Below are 18,495 nucleotides of genomic sequence, written 5' to 3'. Positions count from 1 at the left end.
ACATATCACCTCTTCACATGTTCAAACACGGTTATATAATCCGGAACAATCCGGTCGTTATCAATGAGTAGATCGCCGATCGTTTCCATAGCTACATCGTTGATCTCATCAAGCATAAGCGCAGGCATTGTCCCATTCCGCTCAGCCACCTGCATCAGTTCACGGTCAGGTTCATCACCTAATAATGCATATATCGCCTGCACATGTCGCGGAGCTATCTCATTTGCGAAAAGAACCCATTCCTCATCCAATTCAGCGATGAAAGAATCCTCCCATTGTAAAGTGAAGTCTTCTTCTTTTGTCTCCATATCGGTACGACCATCGTAGAATTCCATAGTTTCCGTTGTACGCTGTACGTTGACATCCTCTGGCTGAGGAGATGTACTGAATTCGTCTTTCTTAGATGTGACTTGTTCCCCGATTACTTGCATTCCTTGATGTTGATTCAGAGGTTGGTTGTCTAGCGCAAGCTTGTCATCCGAATATGCTTCCTCGTCTATCATAAGAGCTTCTCGAACATAGTCGCTCTCCTGCTGTAGAACGGCAAGCTTCTCCAGATCAATTCGAACCGTTGGCTTCTCCTTAAGGTCTTCCTGCTCAGCAGCAAATACCTTATCTAAATATCGCTCAATGACTTGAGCAAACTCCGTATCGAGGGTCTTGCCACGCAATCTGCCTCTGAAACCGAGTAATTCCCGTAGTTTATTCTCAGTACAGCGGAAAACCCTCGTAACCAATGAACAGAACGGAGCACTTTCACCAACAGGAACAAAAGTAAGGTCAATCGATTTCCCATATAACGTATCATCATAAACAGCCTTGCGAAATAACGTACGTTGAATGCTCTTCTCCTTCGTCAACTGCAAATGATCAATCAAGCCTATTCCACGCGTTCGTTGCAGATAGGATTCCATTACAACCATCACTTGTGGAATATATCGTTCCAATGCAATCTGACCTTGGTCTCTATAAAATTTACTGAGTGTGATGTCATACTCATAATATCTGCTAAGTAATTTTAACGATAATTTCGACATGTCGCTCGTCAGCAACCGATGAAGCTCCATATCCGATATCTCCATTGGAAGAAAACCACTCGTGATATCCATAATCTCAGTGAACGACATATGCACTTGATGCACGAGCCCATAATCGACAAGCCAATCCTGCATGTATATATCAAGTTGAGGGAATCGTTCCCGATAATTAACCCATAATCGTTTTAATTGCTCATATCCCCACTCTGGATCTTGCCATCCAATACCATTAATTAACTCGTAGATGTGTACAAAAAGATACGATAAGTCCGTATCCGGATATCGTTCGGCACGTACTTCAGTTCGCCAGTAGAAGTACCAGCTTCGTTGTGACTCACTCATCACACCATAGGTTGGCCAGTAACTCATAAAAGGTACAAATGGGGTCTCATCTCCGCACAATTCAACATATTGTCGTGCTTCCTCAGCGAACCTTCGCTCCGAGGACAAAACGCCCCCGTTCGTCACTTGTTTATCCAAAGGAGCGCGAGCCAAAGTTGATCGATCAGGTATAGGAACTTCAGTTGTACTAACATCCTCACTTAAGTCAATCTCGGTAAATTCCAATTGTCTTGAATTGTCTTCCATTGCTTCATGCTTCACCCCATCCTCTAGTAGAGAATACGAACAAGTGTATCCATACCGCTCATTATAACACTTGTCCTATTCCAATGGTGAACAAAAAATGACGCCTGAACTGTTGCCAGTTCAAACGCCATATCTCATAAGATTCTAAACGACTACAGCACGGTTTTTGCCTTCCCTTTTGGCTTGTAGCAGTGCCTGACTAGCCCTCTCGATTAGATCAGATATCGTTAACTGCTCCTGAGGAACCAATACCGCTCCTCCAACACTAACCGTTACGATTTCATTCGGATCCGATAAATCACGCTGAATTTGCAACGCTAACACATGTTGTCTAATCTCTTCTGCAAGTTCAGCAGAACGGTCTGAAGTCGTTCCCTTCAGCTTCAACATGAAGGTTCCCCCTTGTAAGCGAGAGATTAAGGCATCATATTGCTCGCATACAACGGTGAGCACTTCGCCGATCCATTGCAGACACAAATCCCCGCCTTGTAAGCCATACGTCGCATTATATGAACGAAAATCATCAATATCAATAAACAGTAATCCTAAGCTACAGTTATCACGTAAGCACTCATCCCAATCATCCTGGAGCTGCGATTTAAATATCGCTTGAACCGGCATGTCCGTTAATGGATCCGTATTGAGGACATTCTGTAGCTGATGTGTTGTTTGATTATAATGATCCTGATCATGATGCGAAGCACCACTGTTAAGGAGCACCATTAATGATGGCTTCCCTCCATGAGTTACCGAAGCAAGAGTGATCTCAAGCAGCAGCGATGTTCCCGTGGCTGTAACGAAATACAATTGGTTCGTGAACAGCTGTGTGCTGTTAAGTTGTAACTCATCAATGCTTTTCTGCAGCGTTCCTTGCGTCTTCTCCGGTACCAGTTTCTTAAAGTCCATACCAATGAGGTTTTTGGTCGTCTCAAACCCAAGTAGCTCGGCTGCACGGCTATTACAGTATATTATTTTCCCATCTGTTAACGTGAGGAAAGCCACGGGCGAGAAATCCATCAACTGCAAATAACGCTGCTCATTCTGACGCAAAATACGGGCATTCTGCAATGCCTGTTCCTCAGCCTGTACCAACTGATTCTCGGTTTGACGTCGTACGATCGTTTTGAGCAATGGCAGAACATTAAGTTCTTTAGCTGTCCAAGGATAGGATGTTGATTGCACAACTTCCCTCCACTTCTCAAACGATTTTCGCGGAGACAATCGAATCCCATCATCCGTTTTAATCACCGCTTTGGCCGGGTCTCCTGCCCAATCAACCAATTGTACGACTTCTGGTCGGAACCAGATGATGTAATGATGCTGGCCTGGGGATATAGCGACATATACGATACCAGATGCTTTTTCCTTATACGCCTTAGCCGGTTCATATTCCAAGCTAAGCTGGGACGTATGATAACTGTAATCCTCAGACTCACCCGCCAGCCATGCTGCGAGTCCTCTCACCTGCTCCCAAGTTGGTGTATTCCCATAGAGCAGTAACTTGTCCTGATAACAAACGGCTGCTCCCGAAGCTCCCATAAGATTAAGCAAGGTTTGCTGTTCACCTTGTAATTCCTCCACTACTCTCGCTGGGCTTGTATTGCCTATAAAAATATTCGAGATTCGTGCAGCTTGCTCACGTGTATGAATCTCAGCCTGATACTCGTCTAGTTGATGCCGTTGGAACAATTCGCTGGAGAAAAATGCCCCTAGGAAATTACACAGGTTACGAATGCGATGCGGTACATACCTTGGTGAATAATGATGACACGTAATCAACCCCCATAACTGGTTGTCATTGATGAGAGAGATCGTCACCGTAGCACCCACACCCATATTCTGCAAGTACTCAATGTGTAAAGGTGATACACTTCGAAGCACGGATAAGCTTAAGTTAAGAGGTTTACCTGTCAAAGGTTGAAGCAATGGTACAATCTCTACCGGTTGATAATTCACGTCTACAATAGTACGCAACCAGTTACGCAGGTACAGCTCCCTAGCTTGCTTAGGGATATCCGATGCAGGATAGTGATGTCCGAGGAAAGGTTCGAGATGTTCTTCGCGTGCCTCAGCAATAACTTTTCCGTTCCATTTTTCATCAAACTCGTAAATCATGACCCGATCGTACCCTAGCATTTCCTTCACTTGCTCTGCTGCAATCTGACTAGCCTGCGTGCGGTTACTTGTGCTCTTAATCCGTCCAAAAAAACGGGAAATCCACAAATAATCACTGGTCTCTACATCAGCCTTCTCGTCAGAATTGGATGGTTCCATCTCCAGAATTAATAAACCTTCACTCTCATGTATAACTGTCAAAAAAGTTCGTAGCTCTCCAGATACATCCACCGTTACGTCCATGTACTGTAGGTCGGATGTAACCGCGGCATTGAAGGTGCAGCTCATCAAATCTCTTAGACTTTCCTTACCAACCAATGATTCAAGTGGAAGTCCCAAAATCTCATCTGTAGTGAGACCAAGATATTCTTCGGTATTCTGGCTACATTGAACAATAGTAGGTGTATGAGAGGTGTTCACCGCCAAGAGCACACCATGCGGCTGGATAAAACCCGGAATGTGGATGGGCTCTTTATCGCAATTATTTAAATCTATAGGATCATTCGTATACGTGCCCTGGCTCAGCAGCGTACGGTTTAACCGTTTGTTTTCTTTGCTCGAATTCGATTCGGTCATGAATTATAAATCCCCTCCATTACAGTTGTTATTGTACGATAATTGTCACTTAATCTGCTGTATTAATCCACTGATCCAATAAGCGGAATGTCTCAGAAACTGTATGCACCATCTCGTCATGCTCTTCCGTCTTCGAAACAGATTGAAGCAGAAGCTCCATGAACTCTTTCCATCTCGTTCTGGTGTCTTCGCCATAAGCGTTAAAATAAGCAAGACCACGATCAGCCTCAATGGGCAAAAACTGCGACAATCGCTTGGTCATAATTTGACCACCGTTCGTAGAACCTTCAATTACATAGAAATAGCCGAACAATTGAGCAGGAGAAGAAATGTCCGGCAATTGCTCACACAAGGGCAGATTTCGGATGTCCTCTTCACTTGAACCTAAATTCCGCAAGTCGTTCTCTAGAAGAGCCGTTTTACCTCTGACTTCCATATCAAGACCTGTATTATTCCAAAAAAGCATGTTCACAGCCTGTTCTTCAATCGGTTTAATAAACCCGTAGAATTTCTCCAGATATTGCTTATATTCTCCCAAGCTTATCGTTTGATTCATAATCGCTTTGGCATAAGGGTTAAGTTCAATTTGTCTATGATAATGAGCGGTCTCTGTTTTGAGACGTTCCATAAGATTGCTTGTTGTCATGAAAATCATCATCCTTTTTTATAAGTTCTCTTCATCAATAAACAGGACTTATTGCAGGCAATATCAGTTTAGATAGGATTAGATATTCCATTTTATCCGACAAAGATACTATGCTAGTATACTTTTTCTTGCGTGAGAAAACTACAACAATCCCCGGCATGTCAGCTGACATTCGATTTATGGTTGTTACCACAAGCGTAAACTAAATGCAGATCTAACCTGCTTCTCCAAAATGCAAAAAACATCCTTAACTCATTCATTATCCAAGGGTCTCCGCATTGAAACAAACCTCCTGAAGTCTGGACTATGAATGCTCACACTCATCGATGTAAACCCAACAGACAGTCTCCAGTTCGTCTCATTAAAAGGTAGTTCACTCTACCCTTGCATGATACACTGTACATATCACCTGTCACTGGAGGAATTATACATATGAAATTAACCATTCAAGATGTAATTCAACATCTCACGACAGACATAACGTTACCGGAAAATACAGTTGATCAACTATTAATTGGTTCAGCTGGTCAAGACGTACAAGGCATTTTTGTCACCTTTATGCCAACACATCATGTGATTGAACACGCCGTTCGTTTGAATGCCAATTTGATTATTGCCCATGAACCTCCCTTCTACAACCATCACAGCCAGACGGATTGGCTCATGAATGACCCTGTCTATGAAGCCAAAAGAACCTTAATTGAAGAAGCAAGAGTTGCGATATATCGCTGTCATGATGCGATTCATCGATACCAGCCAGACGGTATTACGGAAGGGTTGATTCAGGCGTTGGGATGGTCATCGTATGTGGAGAAACACAGACCCGAAGCTGACATTCTTTCTTTTCCGGCTGGTACAACGGTTCAGGATATCGCTAACCATATGAAGAAAACTTTAGGTCTTGAATACGTACGCGTTGCTGGTAGCCCAACCATGGATTGTAAGCGTGCAGCAGTCCTTGTCGGGTTTCGCGGTAATGGGCCTCTGACCATCCCTCTATTTCAGAATGAAGAGCTTGATCTTATCATTGCAGGCGAAGGTTTCGAGTGGGAGACCCCAGAATATGTACGAGACGCTGTACAACAAGGGAAAGAGAAGGCACTTATTATGATGGGACATGCGGAGAGTGAAGCGTCTGGTATGAAACTTTTGGCTGACAGATTATCTGCAGTGTTCCCTACTGTACCGATTCATTTTGTAGCGGACCAATCCATATTTAAAGTGTTATAACAAGTTGTTATATGTAAATCGATTCATCTTCAATTGAACTGGAATGTTATCCAAAGCCCTCCTTGTGAGTGGCTTTTTGTTTTCTCTTCGTGTAATCTAAATGCTGTAACTTTGAAGCTCAGGACATTTGTCCTTGGCTTACAGAGCTGATTTGTCATTTAATAGAATTCGGAAGTTTATCGACAGTCTACATTGAACTGGAACTGTTGCAACATGCAGGATAAGGAGAGTACCACCATGAGAGGAATTATTTTTGCAATATTAGGCGGCGCTTGTATTACGCTACAAGGAGTTGCGAATACTCGGATTAGTACAGACATTGGCACATGGCAAGCCGCTACAATTACCCAGCTCACCGGTTTCATTCTGGCTGCGCTTATTTTGATCGTTGTACGTGATGCTAACGTACAAGGACTCAAGCAGGTGAAGCCGTTATATCTCGCAGGTGGCGCATTCGGTGCTGTCATTATATTCAGTGAAGTATCAGCGATTCAGCAAATGGGTGTGACCTTCACCATCTCTGCTCTGTTGATTGCACAATTGACGTTAACGTTTCTAGTGGATAGTAATGGATGGTTTGGTGTAGTGAAGCAGAAGATGAAACTACCACAGTTTCTGGGCATTGCACTTATGATCACAGGAGTCATTATCATGAAGCTATAGTTAGCTAGTTTAGGTCGGTGGGGGTGCATACCTAATGGAAGAAATCCATAATAACGAACAATTACTTCATTATCTTAGACAGTATCAACTGGAGACGGTATTTTATGAGCCACTACGTGAACATATGACGTTATGTCATTTTGAGAAATGCGAACTCATCTGCCGTGAAGGAGAGGCCTCCGAATATTTATATGTGCTGGTTGAAGGCAAGATCAAAATCTTCACTACATCGGCTCAAGATAAAACATTAGTGCTCTGTTTCAAGACACCCTTGGAAGTTGTTGGTGATGTCGAATATGTTCGGGAGAGTAACATTGTTAACACGGTTCAAGCGGTCTCACCCGTAGTTATGTTGCGTATCCATTATCGTTATCTGGCTGAATATGCTGGCGAATACGCACCCATGCTCAAATTTCTACTGAAAATCATCTCCCACAAGTTTTATATCGACTCCAACTTCTCTAACTTTAATCTGATGTATCCTGTGGAAGTTCGGTTAGCCAGTTACCTTCTCTCCATCTCAACCGAGGAAGATGGTACCGTATTTCATGAAGAATTGGATGCTTTCAATTTAACGGATATCGCGAATCTGATCGGCACAAGTTATCGGCATTTGAATCGTGTTATTCAAAAACTGTGTGCGGATGGTCTCATTGAGCGTAACCAAGGCTTTATCCTCGTCAAAGACCGGGCAGGTCTACGGGAAGTGGCGGGTCATAACATTTACGAATAAGGAGCTTTACAACCCATGATGATTACAGGTATTTTGCTTGCTCTGCTAGCAGGCGCACTTGTCAGTTTACAGACGATCTTTAATAGTAAAGTTAATGAGCGTACTGGCTCCTGGTCTACAACGACTTTGGTACTGTTTACCGGCTTTTTGGCTTCGTTTCTAATCTCTATCCTAGTGGAAGGCAAAAATACGTTTAGCCTACAGCATATGCAGCCTTGGTACTGGCTTAGCGGAGCGATCGGCGTTGGGGTAGTATTTTGTCTTGTGCAAGGTATGAAGCTCTTAGGCCCAACGTATGCCATTTCAATTGTGCTTACTTCCCAGTTAAGCTTCGCTCTTCTATTTGATGCCATGGGATGGTTTGGACTAGAGCAGATCCCATTCTCGTGGAACCAGTTAATCGGCGTGCTCGTTATTGTAGGCGGAATTGTTCTGTTTAAGTTTGGCGGTCAAGCGAAGTCCTCACGTACTTCAGCGCCTAGCAGACAAAGTCATTGATGATCGGTCTTCAACGTTCACTTCATCAAGTTGCCATGTTGTAGCTAATTCTAGATGACGACCGATATATGTATAACAGCTATTAGTAGTCATGAGTAGACAGAAAAAGGACGGATCATTGTAATCAATGATCCGTCCTTTCAAATTTACAGCTATACTTGAATTGCAGCTTACTCTGCAAACTCCACGTTATGGTACACTTGTTGAACATCTTCGAGGTCTTCTAATGCATCAATCAACTTCTCGAACTGCACTTGTGCATCTTCAGGAAGTTCAATGTGGTTTTGCGCCAGCATCGTCAGCTCAGCAACCGTGAATTCAGTTACGCCCGCAGCTTTGAAAGCTTCTTGTACGGCATGGAACTGATCCGGCTCTGCATATACGATAACCGCATCTTCTTCGTCCACAATGTCACGAACATCTACGTCAGCTTCGAGCAGAATCTCCAGCACTTCCTCGGAGTTCTTACCTTCTACACCGATTACAGCCGTTGGATCAAACATGTATGCCACGGAACCGCTGACACCCATGTTCCCACCGTTTTTGTTAAACGCAGAGCGCACTTCTGGCGCTGTACGATTCACGTTGTTGGTCAGTGCATCTACAATTACCATTGCACCATTAGGACCGAAACCTTCATAACGCAGTTCTTCATAGTTTTCATCCCCGCTGCCTTTTGCTTTTTCCATCGCACGGTCAATGATAGCTTTGGGTACATTATACGTTTTCGCACGTTCCAGCACGACTTTCAGTGCACGGTTCGCTTCCGGATCTGGTTCGCCTTTTTTGGCAGCTACATAAATCTCAACGCCGAATTTGGCGTAGACCCGGCTCGTGTTTGCATCTTTTGAAGCTTTTTTTTCCTTAATATTATTCCATTTACGACCCATATCGTTTCCGCTCACTTTCAACATGTAATCTGCTTTCTACTTTGTCATTATATCTTGTTGAGCGTAGTTCAACAAGTTAATACCCACGAAATAATGGGAAAAACGACGACTGTTATTGATCTGAGTTTAAAGTTTTGCCACGGTTGTCCATTTGATTCCACGCTTTATAGCGGTCATATCATCTTTGTTATTTTTCTAGATTTGGTCAAACACAATAAGAAGCACCCTGTGAAGGAATGCTTCTTATGTTTCAAATATTCAAAAATACTCGCAGAACTATTGTGTAACATTTCGGATGCAGTTAAGCATGAAATTGCCGGCCATCCAGCACCTCAGTAACATAACCTGCACGAATGACAAAGTCGCCGAAATGCTCGCCTTCATTACGCTGTGTCGCATATTGATTAATCATTGGAGTCAACGTCTCCAGTATTTCGGTTTCGCCAATGTTTTCTTTGTACAATTTATTCAAGCGATGCCCCGTGAAGCTGCCCCCGAGATACATGTTGTATTTACCAGGCGCTTTACCGATAAATGAAATCTCTGCAAGCATGGGTCTTGCACAGCCATTCGGGCATCCTGTCATACGAACAACAATCTCTTCGTCTCGCAGACCCGCTTCATCCAAAATCGGCTCCAGTTTATCGATCAAAGATGGAAGATAACGTTCGGATTCAGCCATGGCAAGACCACATGTTGGCAAGGCCACACAAGCCATCGAACTTCTCCGCAGCGCTGAGTAGTGTGCTCCGTCCGTCAGATGATACTCTTGAATCAATGCTTCGATCTTTTTCTTCTTCTGACTGCTAATATTACCAATGATCAGGTTCTGATTGGCAGTCAGGCGGAAATCTCCTGTATGAATCTTAGCAATTTCGCGAAGACCCGTCATAAGAGGATATCCATCGATATCTTTCACCCGGCCATTCTGAATGAATAGCGTAAAGTGCCATCTACCGTTGCTGCCCTTCACCCAACCATAACGATCCCCATTATGATCAAAATGGAATGGACGTGCCGCTTCCAGACTCCATCCTAGACGGCTGCTTAATTCCTCAACGAACCATTCTACTCCGCGGTCATCCAGCGTGTATTTGAATCGCGCATGTTTACGTACGGCACGATCCCCGTAATCGCGTTGAATCGTCACTGTTTTCTCAGCGACATCGATCATCTGCTCCGGTGTACAGAACCCAATTACCTTAGACACCTGCGGATACGTTTTGGAATCACCATGAGACATGCCCATGCCACCGCCGACAGAGACGTTGAAGCCTTGAAGTTTTCCATTTTCCACAATGGCGATAAAACCAAGATCCTGTGAGAATACATCAACATCATTAGATGGCGGAACGGCAATACCGATCTTGAATTTACGTGGCAAATATACTTTGCCATAGATTGGCTCTACTTCTTCATCGTTCTCCTGGGAATCAATGATTTTCTCTCCATCCAACCACAACTCATGATATGCACGAGTACGGGGGTCAAGATGATTACTCACCTGACAAGCCCATTCGTATACTTCTGCATGAACTTCCGATTGATTAGGATTCGGATTGCACATCACGTTCCGGTTCACGTCTCCACATGCCGCAAGTGTGCTCAGCAAGGAGTCATTTACTTCGCGAATCGTATTTTTGAGATCCCATTTCAATACGCCGTGCAGCTGGAAGGATTGACGTGTGGTCAAACGAATCGTGTTATTCGCATATTTGTGCGCGACACGATCCATCATAAGCCATTGTTCAGGTGTTACGATTCCACCTGCAGCACGGACACGCAGCATGAACTGGTAAGCAGGCTCAAGCTTCGACTTATTACGTTCATTACGAAGGTCACGATCATCCTGCATATAACTACCGTGATGTTTCATCAAACGGTTATCGTCCTCAGGAATCGCACCAGTAATACGATCTGCAAGCGTTTCGGTAAGACTTCCGCGCAAGTAATCACTTTTAATCTTTATATCTTCCACATCACTGTTCGTGCGCTGTGGGTTAAGTAAATTATTATAAACCATGCTGCTTTCTCCTCTCGTTTCTACGGGGTGCCCTGTGGCAATGGATGAATTAATACACGTCCCGCTGATAACGTTTTTCCTGTTGCAATCTTGTCAGATATTCCGCTGCTTGCTCAGGAGTTAGACCGCCCTCTTGCTCCAGAATAGTTGCAAGTGCACTGTGAACGTCATGAGCCATCCTTTTCTCATCTCCGCAAACGTATACGCTCGCACCTTCTTGAAGCCATTGATATAGCTCTTTGCTGTGCTCCAACATGCGATGTTGTACATAAACTTTCTGCTCTGTATCACGCGAGAAGGCTACATCCATCTTCGTGAGAACACCGTCTTTGAGCCAGCGTTGCCACTCGGTCTGGTAGAGGAAGTCTGTAGAGAAATGCTGATCACCGTAGAACAACCACGATTTACCCTCCGCTCCAATCTCTTCACGTTCTCCGAGGAAAGATCGGAATGGAGCTACCCCCGTACCAGGACCTACCATAATAATTGGGGTGTCGGGATTCTCTGGCAGTTTAAAGTTAGGGTTGTGTTGAATATATATTGGCAATGTGTCGCCTGCTTCAATGCGCTCAGCTAGATGAACGGAACATACACCGTAACGCTCTCTTCCCCGTGATTCATAACGAACGGCGCGCACCGTAAGGTGTACTTCATCCGGGAATGACTTGGCGCTGCTAGCAATCGAATACAGTCGTGCTGGAATCTTCCTTAATACCGCTACAAACTGCCCAGCCGGAATGCCTTGCAGTCCATAATCCTGAACGATATCGAGCAGGTCACAGCTGTTCATTACTTTGCGGAACTCTGAATCATCTGCAAGCAGAGCAGAAAGGCCGCTCTCTGGTTTTAATTTAGCTAATTGCTCAACTACCGGTTTGGTCACTGCAGTAATCTCGAAATGACGCAAGATTGCTTCACGTACCGATACCTGATCCCCTGCTTTGTTCACAGCAACACGTTCGTCTGCATTCCATTCCATCGCAGTAATCAATTCATCAACAAGGCGAGGGTGGTTCTCTGGGAATACGCCTAGACTGTCGCCGGGCTCATAATTCAGATTCGAACCTTCAAGTGACAATTCTACATGGCGTGTTTCACGATCCGATCCTCTACCATTCAAATTAAGATTTTCCAGCACTTCTGCTTGGAAAGGATTCGTACGACTAAATTCAGATTCACCGCCGCTAACTGCAGCTACGACTGCTTCACTCGTCACTGAACCGGTGGAAGTCGCTGCAGTACTTAATGAAGCCAATACATCGTTCATCCACTCTGCAGCCTGTTCGTCAAAATCAACATCACAATCAGAACGTGGGACAAGTGGTGTAGCGCCGAGCTCCTGCAGACGTTTATCGAAATCTTTGCCCGTCTGGCAGAAGAACTCATATGACGTATCTCCCAAAGCCAGAACTGAGTAACGCAAGCTATCAAGCTTAGGCGCTCGTTTGCTGTTTAGGAATTCATGGAATGGAATCGCATTATCAGGTGGTTCACCTTCACCATGCGTACTCACCACGATTAGGAGATTCTCAATTTTTTTCAGTCCGTTCGGTTTGAAATCTCCCATAGAAGATAAGGTAACTTGCAGCCCCTGTTCTTCGAGCTTTTTAGCCAATTTCTTGGATAGTCCACTGGAATTCCCCGTTTGAGAGCCAAAGAGCACCGTTACTTCTTTTGACGCAACAGGTGTATTTTCAGTCACAAGGTTTGTCGTCTGAACTGCCTGAGTTGCAATTGAACCCGACACCCCTGCTACGTTTCCTTGTTGAGCAGCTATATATCCGCTCAGCCAAGCCCGTTGACCATCGGTCAGAGTCGGAAGAAGGCGATTGAGCAATTCCACCTGTTCCTGATTAAAAGGGCTGTTAGTCACTTGTAGTTCCACCATTGTCCACCTCACGCATTGCTTCGATTTTAATTCCTACTAAAATGATCATATTAATAAATTTCTACTACATTGAACCTATCACACCCAATGGTTAAGGGTCAATTTCAATGATTTTATACCATTTATCAGTTTCTCTAATAAAGGACAAAAAACAACAAAACCATCCTCTCGAACTGAGGATGGTTTTATTCGTTATTCACGCAGTGAAATGGATGCTTTGAAAAACTGATACTATCATTTCACTTATTGTTTTCCATTGTTTTTTGGTAAAAAAATAAACCATCATTGGCATGGGACTAATCCATTTCCAATGATGGTTTACGTTGTTCATCAACTCTAATTCAAGTTGAACGTTAATTTTCTCAGACAGCTTCACTGCTTCGGATTCTAGAATACCTTTGTAGTCCATGATTCGCAGTTCCACGTTTCGGTAACAACGTCACGGTAAAATTCAGGTTCGTGAGAGATTAGCAAAATACTGCCTTTGTATGCTTTGAGTGCACGTTTCAGTTCTTCCTTCGCATCAACGTCCAGATGGTTCGTCGGCTCATCGAGTACAAGTAGATTGGTTTCATTGTTAATCAGCTTGCACAAGCGAACTTTAGCCTTTTCCCCACCACTAAGTACGGCAACTTTACTCTCGATATGCTTCGTAGTTAATCCGCATTTCGCTAGAGCAGCACGTACTTCAAACTGCGTATATGAAGGGAACTCCTGCCAGATCTCTTCAATGCAGGTATTGTAGTTTGCGTCCTTCATTTCTTGTTGGAAGTATCCAATCTCCAGATGTTCTCCACGTTGGACAGTACCTTCGAGAGCTTGAATCTCTCCCAGAATGCTGCGCATCAGCGTCGTTTTACCGATTCCGTTTGCGCCGACAAGTGCAATCTTCTGACCACGTTCCATACGCAAATCAAGCGGTCTGGATAAGGGTTCATTATAACCAATCACAAGCCCTTTCGTCTCGAAAATAAGCTTGCCGGAAGTTCTTGCATCACGAAAGTTAAACTGTGGCTTCGGTTTTTCCTTCGCCAGCTCAATTACGTCCATTTTATCAAGCTTCTTCTGTCTGGACATCGCCATATTCCGCGTTGCCACACTTGCCTTGTTGCGAGCAACAAAGTCTTTGAGGTCAGCAATTTCCTGTTGTTGGCGCTTATAAGCAGACTCCAATTGTTGCTTCTTCATCTCATAGACTTCTTGGAAATGGTCATAGTCTCCGACATAACGAGTCAGATCTTGATTTTCCATATGATAGATCAAGTTAATTACACTATTCAGGAATGGAATATCGTGCGAGATCAGAATGAAGGCATTCTCATATTCCTGCAAGTAACGTTTCAGCCATTCGATGTGTTGCTCATCCAAATAGTTCGTCGGCTCATCCAAGAGCAAAATGTCTGGTTTCTCAAGCAACAGTTTAGCAAGCAATACCTTTGTACGCTGTCCACCACTTAGATCGTTAACGTCTTTATCCAAGCCAATGTCTGTAAGACCAAGACCGCGCGCTGTCTCGTCCACTTTAGCATCGATCATATAGAAATCCTGATTCGTCAACGTGTCTTGGATTGTGCCTACATCCTCAAGCAGTTGCTCAAGTTCTTCTGGAGTCACATCTCCCATTTTGCCATACATGTCATTCATTTCTTGCTCCATATCAAACAGATACTGGAACGCACTACGAAGTACATCGCGGATGGATTGTCCTTTGCTTAATACGGCATGTTGATCCAAATAACCTACACGCATCCGTTTGGACCATTCCACCTTGCCCTCGTCTGGCTGGAGTTTGCCTGTGATAATGTTCATGAAGGTTGATTTACCTTCACCATTGGCTCCGATCAATCCAATGTGTTCGCCTTTCAGGAGGCGGAAAGAAACGTCATTAAAGATAGCACGGTCACCAAAACCGTGACTTAATTTTTCCACATTTAATATACTCATTCATGACACCTTTTCTATATAGACTTATTCTTGTATATTATAAGCGTTCTATCCTGTACAACTCAACGTCAACTTTTTAAAATTTTAGTTAGATGTCTTCTATTGGACAGTTTCATCTTATGAATTTATCTGATCATAACGTACATAGGCTAGCATTTGCCATATAAGATGAGATGGGGTAAAATTTGACCTTAAACTATTAATAAGAACGGAGCTCTAGGCAGAGCATTAGGTGAACATAATGATTGAAGTAAAACAATCCAAATTAGGTGATGGCGAATTCAACCGCGGGGTTTTTGCTACCGTTAGTATTCCTAAAGGACAGTTGTTCCATCAGGCACCGGTTGTCCCTTATCCTAACGAGGATCATGAACATATTGAGAAAACTATTCTTGAAGATTACGTATTCGAATATGGAGCTAATCACACAGCCATCCTGCTTGGATATGGGAGCTTGATTAACCACTCTTACGAACCCAATGCAACTTACGAGATCAACTTTGAAAATCATACGTTTGATTTTTATGCGTATACGGACATTCAAGCTGGTGACGAAGTACTGATTAATTATAACGGTGAGGAAGATAATATGGATCCACTATGGTTCCTCGATGATTATGAAGAGCGCATGCGTGAGTTGAACGAAGCAGAGGAAAACAGTGAGGGTAACACAGACTCCAATTCTGAAGCTAAAGATTTGAATTAAAAGTAGTGCAGATTATGTACACTCTTCTTCATGTTCTATTGTTATAGATAAGTAACGATCATGCACACAAAATGCAAACACAAAGACGGGGCTATCCAGCACCGTCTTTTTTTGAGTTTACCTCCATTCCATTCATTCAATCTAAAATAGGCGGGTCGGTATGCAAATCCTCATCGGGTGCTGCTGATCTCCACTTCGTGAATGCAACCTCAAATCCTGCACGCTTCGGTGAGCACAAAAATGGCCCTGCTTGTTTGTTCTCAGGGTATGCGAATCTTGCAACCCGGATCGTTCGCCATGCATGCTCGTCCGTGCGGGCACGAATCACCACAGCTTCATTATGATACGATGCGCGAATCGTAACGATCCTTCCACCCCATTCGGGCACAGGAGATAACGACCAATCCGAGTAGCCATCGGTGACAACCGCTCCAACATGAACCACACCGTCGTTTACTTCCACACCCGCCTTGATCCATTGATTCGAACCATGCCAGAGCATTAGCCCTGCTTGATCATACAACTCCGTAAATGAGCTCAAATCAAATGAAACCTCAATCGCCTCGTTGCCCTCCCAAGGTTCAAGTAAGGCATGTCCACTTTGATGAACGAATCCATAGAAAGTTTTCTCCCAAAAGTCACTGCCTTCCTTCGCTTCTACAATAAGACGTTCACCTTCCATCCGACTAGCGACTGGTTCTGTTGTCCATGTCCCTGCCTGACGCTGAAGTAAATTTAATGTCATCATTATCATCCTTTCTATGTTCTACATCCGCTCTCTCCATACTTCGGCAAGTAAGCTTGCGGAACCTCTAATAAGTAACAGGCCTAATACTAAATACCCTCCGTTTCACGCTCATGATCAAAAAATTGCGTTGATTCTTTGCCAAAGTGGTATAATGAAAGAAGAAGTAAGTTTCAACCATTTACATTCATGACTGCGGTCAACCTATAAAGGAGTGTAACGATATGCATATTCAAATTACAGATCTTGCTGCTGCTCGGCTAACTGAGAGCTTGAATGATCAGCCCGGATATTTCAAAGTATTTTATGATACCGAAGGATGCGGCTGTAATGGAATCATTGTTATTTTGCTTATCGATGAACCCGCTGCACTAGATGAACAGATTGAGACCAACCTGGTTCCATTCTATGTTGATCCGAAACAGCAATTGAACCTTGAACAGCAGATGAAACTGGACACAGAGCAGAATTACGCCTCATTCACATTAAGCAGTGATGCTGGTGTACTTAGCAGCAACGTGCGTGTAAGAGATATTCGCGCTGTAGCCGCTGGCAGTTCAAGCGCATCCGACGCTTGTTCATTGAAATAACCACTCAGACCATTAAGTGAAGTGCTATGATGTACATTCGAGCCCAAAAGACGTTGCAGTTATTGCAACGTCTTTTTATATCTTTCTGCATCTCTTTTATCCACTTTTCTTATCCTCTACTTCATGTGAGGAAGTCTTCAATCTATTAAATGCTATCTCTACTCTCAGAACAAAATAGAAGATTAATAAACTTTGTTTACAACTCGGAAACAATTGGAGAACCTATGGATATAATCCCCTAGTATACTCGGTATATAGATTGATATAACCGAGGAGGAACACACATCATGAAATCGTTGTCTCGCAAATCCATTATTTCTACTATACTTGTTGGCTCTGTAGTAGCCGGCTCCGCATTTACTACGTTTCCACTAAATCATACACTGACTCCAGTAGCATCAGCTGCAAGCTCTAGCTTCACACAGTTTCTGCATGATAATGCACCAGGACGTACAATCAAAACCGTTAAAAATGTAGCTACTGTAACGAATGTTTCTAGCACGGTTGTGCTTGTTAACAAAAAGAGAAATCTACCTTCTACTTACACACCTCAAGATCTAGTTGTGCCTAGTATTCCTTTTAGCTTCTCTGGCTCCAGCCCGAAGAAGCAAATGCGTAAAGTTGCGGCAACTGCAATTGAGAAGTTGTTTGCTGCTGCAAAAAAAGACGGCATAGATATCAAAGCTGTGTCAGGATACCGCTCTTACGCAACTCAGAAGTCTATCTTCGATCGTAATGCGAGTATTAAAGGTGAAGCCGTTGCGAATAAAACAAGCGCTCGTCCAGGTCAGAGTGAGCATCAGACTGGACTAGCCATGGATATATCCAGCGCCTCTGCTGGGTACGATCTACAGCAAAGCTTTGGCAATACCAAAGAAGGTAAGTGGCTAAAAGCTAATGCGCACAAATACGGATTCATTATTCGTTATGGCAAAGATCAGGAAAAATTAACAGGTTATTCGTATGAGCCATGGCATGTACGTTATGTCGGCGTATATATCGCAGGTGAAATTACAAGTCAGAAACTGACGCTTGAACAATATTTAGAGCGTGCCAAATAAGTCAGCAACACTAGACACATTCAATAAGAACATCCAAAGGATGATGGTTGTATGATATTCCCGCATGCTAATTATCTCATATAGATCGGCTATGATTGGAGCAAGAAGAGTTTTTGATAGCTCTTCTTGCTCTTCTAATTCATTTTCACACATACACCAATTCACGCACTCCTCGTTGATCACTTGTCATCACAGCAAATCATGCAAAAGCAAGTCTTTTGAACATAATGGGCAATCGTTTCACACTTTCAGTTCCCGCCCAGGAACCAACACCAGCTAACAGTGCATTATGGGATAAGTACAGAGCGAGATTATATACGACGGTTCCTAAGATAATTTCCAAGACAAAAAAACGTTTTATAGCAGAGGATTCAATGACATACACCCGGAATTCAGGATGAGCATTCATTGTTTTTAGACGTGTAATGAAGGTTTTCATGAATCACCTCAGACTGTTTTATTTTACAATATGGCAAACCCACCTTGTCTTATTCGAAAATAATACTTACATAAAGTAACTAAGTGTGTTATAGTCAGTTTATAAAACATACATAAGCGAGGT

16 protein-coding genes are annotated in these 18,495 nt (G+C 43.4%); 7 read left to right on the top strand and 9 right to left on the bottom strand.

Translation table 11 applies throughout. From position 1 onward, the window contains the following. Positions 1 to 5: 5 nt before the first annotated feature. The 3 genes from V6W81_RS13040 to V6W81_RS13030 form a co-directional block, all read right to left on the bottom strand. Positions 6 to 1,625: a TerB N-terminal domain-containing protein gene (locus V6W81_RS13040; protein WP_338543600.1), complete on the bottom strand. Its 1,620-nt coding sequence runs from the start codon at positions 1,623 to 1,625 to the stop codon at positions 6 to 8. Between the two features lie 144 nt (positions 1,626 to 1,769). Further along, a complete protein-coding gene (locus V6W81_RS13035; protein WP_338543598.1) occupies positions 1,770 to 4,316 on the bottom strand; it encodes a diguanylate cyclase domain-containing protein in 2,547 nt (848 codons plus the stop codon). Between the two features lie 49 nt (positions 4,317 to 4,365). After that, complete coding sequence (locus V6W81_RS13030) at positions 4,366 to 4,962, bottom strand: biliverdin-producing heme oxygenase (protein ID WP_338543596.1); 597 nt, start codon at positions 4,960 to 4,962, stop codon at positions 4,366 to 4,368. A gap of 432 nt (positions 4,963 to 5,394) precedes the next feature. Between V6W81_RS13030 and V6W81_RS13025 the strand changes: the two genes are divergently transcribed. The 4 genes from V6W81_RS13025 to V6W81_RS13010 all read left to right on the top strand — a co-directional run bounded on the left by V6W81_RS13025 (position 5,395) and on the right by V6W81_RS13010 (position 8,086). After that, complete coding sequence (locus tag V6W81_RS13025; protein ID WP_338543594.1) at positions 5,395 to 6,192, top strand: Nif3-like dinuclear metal center hexameric protein; 798 nt, start codon at positions 5,395 to 5,397, stop codon at positions 6,190 to 6,192. A 237-nt stretch (positions 6,193 to 6,429) separates the two neighbouring features. After that, positions 6,430 to 6,855, top strand: coding sequence for a DMT family transporter (locus tag V6W81_RS13020; protein WP_145048565.1), 426 nt, complete (start codon positions 6,430 to 6,432; stop codon positions 6,853 to 6,855). Between the two features lie 34 nt (positions 6,856 to 6,889). Beyond that, the gene (locus tag V6W81_RS13015) at positions 6,890 to 7,588 is read left to right on the top strand and encodes a Crp/Fnr family transcriptional regulator (protein WP_145048563.1); all 699 of its coding nucleotides are present in this window, start codon (positions 6,890 to 6,892) and stop codon (positions 7,586 to 7,588) included. An 18-nt stretch (positions 7,589 to 7,606) separates the two neighbouring features. Continuing rightward, a complete protein-coding gene (locus V6W81_RS13010; protein WP_338544000.1) occupies positions 7,607 to 8,086 on the top strand; it encodes a DMT family transporter in 480 nt (159 codons plus the stop codon). Between the two features lie 170 nt (positions 8,087 to 8,256). On the opposite strand, the gene V6W81_RS13005 is transcribed toward V6W81_RS13010, so the two are convergent. The 4 genes from V6W81_RS13005 to V6W81_RS12990 all read right to left on the bottom strand — a co-directional run bounded on the left by V6W81_RS13005 (position 8,257) and on the right by V6W81_RS12990 (position 14,831). Next, positions 8,257 to 8,976, bottom strand: coding sequence for a YebC/PmpR family DNA-binding transcriptional regulator (locus tag V6W81_RS13005; RefSeq protein WP_145048685.1), 720 nt, complete (start codon positions 8,974 to 8,976; stop codon positions 8,257 to 8,259). Between the two features lie 301 nt (positions 8,977 to 9,277). After that, a complete protein-coding gene (gene cysI / locus V6W81_RS13000) occupies positions 9,278 to 10,999 on the bottom strand; it encodes an assimilatory sulfite reductase (NADPH) hemoprotein subunit (protein WP_338543591.1) in 1,722 nt (573 codons plus the stop codon). A gap of 49 nt (positions 11,000 to 11,048) precedes the next feature. Continuing rightward, positions 11,049 to 12,884, bottom strand: coding sequence for an assimilatory sulfite reductase (NADPH) flavoprotein subunit (locus V6W81_RS12995; protein ID WP_338543999.1), 1,836 nt, complete (start codon positions 12,882 to 12,884; stop codon positions 11,049 to 11,051). Between the two features lie 390 nt (positions 12,885 to 13,274). Further along, entirely contained in the window at positions 13,275 to 14,831 is a 1,557-nt protein-coding gene (locus V6W81_RS12990; protein WP_145048547.1) for an ABC-F family ATP-binding cassette domain-containing protein, read from the bottom strand. A 241-nt stretch (positions 14,832 to 15,072) separates the two neighbouring features. Between V6W81_RS12990 and V6W81_RS12985 the strand changes: the two genes are divergently transcribed. Beyond that, on the top strand, positions 15,073 to 15,537 hold the full coding sequence (locus V6W81_RS12985) for an SET domain-containing protein (protein WP_338543590.1): 465 nt from the start codon (positions 15,073 to 15,075) through the stop codon (positions 15,535 to 15,537). 136 nt (positions 15,538 to 15,673) lie between these two features. Here V6W81_RS12985 and V6W81_RS12980 read toward each other — a convergent pair whose 3' ends face one another. Beyond that, positions 15,674 to 16,282: a DUF1349 domain-containing protein gene (locus V6W81_RS12980; protein ID WP_338543998.1), complete on the bottom strand. Its 609-nt coding sequence runs from the start codon at positions 16,280 to 16,282 to the stop codon at positions 15,674 to 15,676. 224 nt (positions 16,283 to 16,506) lie between these two features. Between V6W81_RS12980 and V6W81_RS12975 the strand changes: the two genes are divergently transcribed. Further along, positions 16,507 to 16,872, top strand: coding sequence for an iron-sulfur cluster biosynthesis family protein (locus V6W81_RS12975; RefSeq protein ID WP_056692205.1), 366 nt, complete (start codon positions 16,507 to 16,509; stop codon positions 16,870 to 16,872). A 287-nt stretch (positions 16,873 to 17,159) separates the two neighbouring features. Further along, positions 17,160 to 17,933: a M15 family metallopeptidase gene (locus V6W81_RS12970; RefSeq protein ID WP_145048541.1), complete on the top strand. Its 774-nt coding sequence runs from the start codon at positions 17,160 to 17,162 to the stop codon at positions 17,931 to 17,933. A gap of 199 nt (positions 17,934 to 18,132) precedes the next feature. Here V6W81_RS12970 and V6W81_RS12965 read toward each other — a convergent pair whose 3' ends face one another. Beyond that, a complete protein-coding gene (locus V6W81_RS12965) occupies positions 18,133 to 18,372 on the bottom strand; it encodes a hypothetical protein (RefSeq protein WP_338543587.1) in 240 nt (79 codons plus the stop codon). Between the last annotated feature and the right edge of the window lie 123 nt (positions 18,373 to 18,495).

The sequence above is a fragment of the Paenibacillus tundrae genome (assembly GCF_036884255.1).
In the GTDB taxonomy this organism is placed as follows: Bacteria; Bacillota; Bacilli; order Paenibacillales; family Paenibacillaceae; genus Paenibacillus.
The sequence above is the reverse complement of the archived record's forward strand: the minus strand, read 5'-3'. Positions and strand labels throughout refer to the sequence as shown.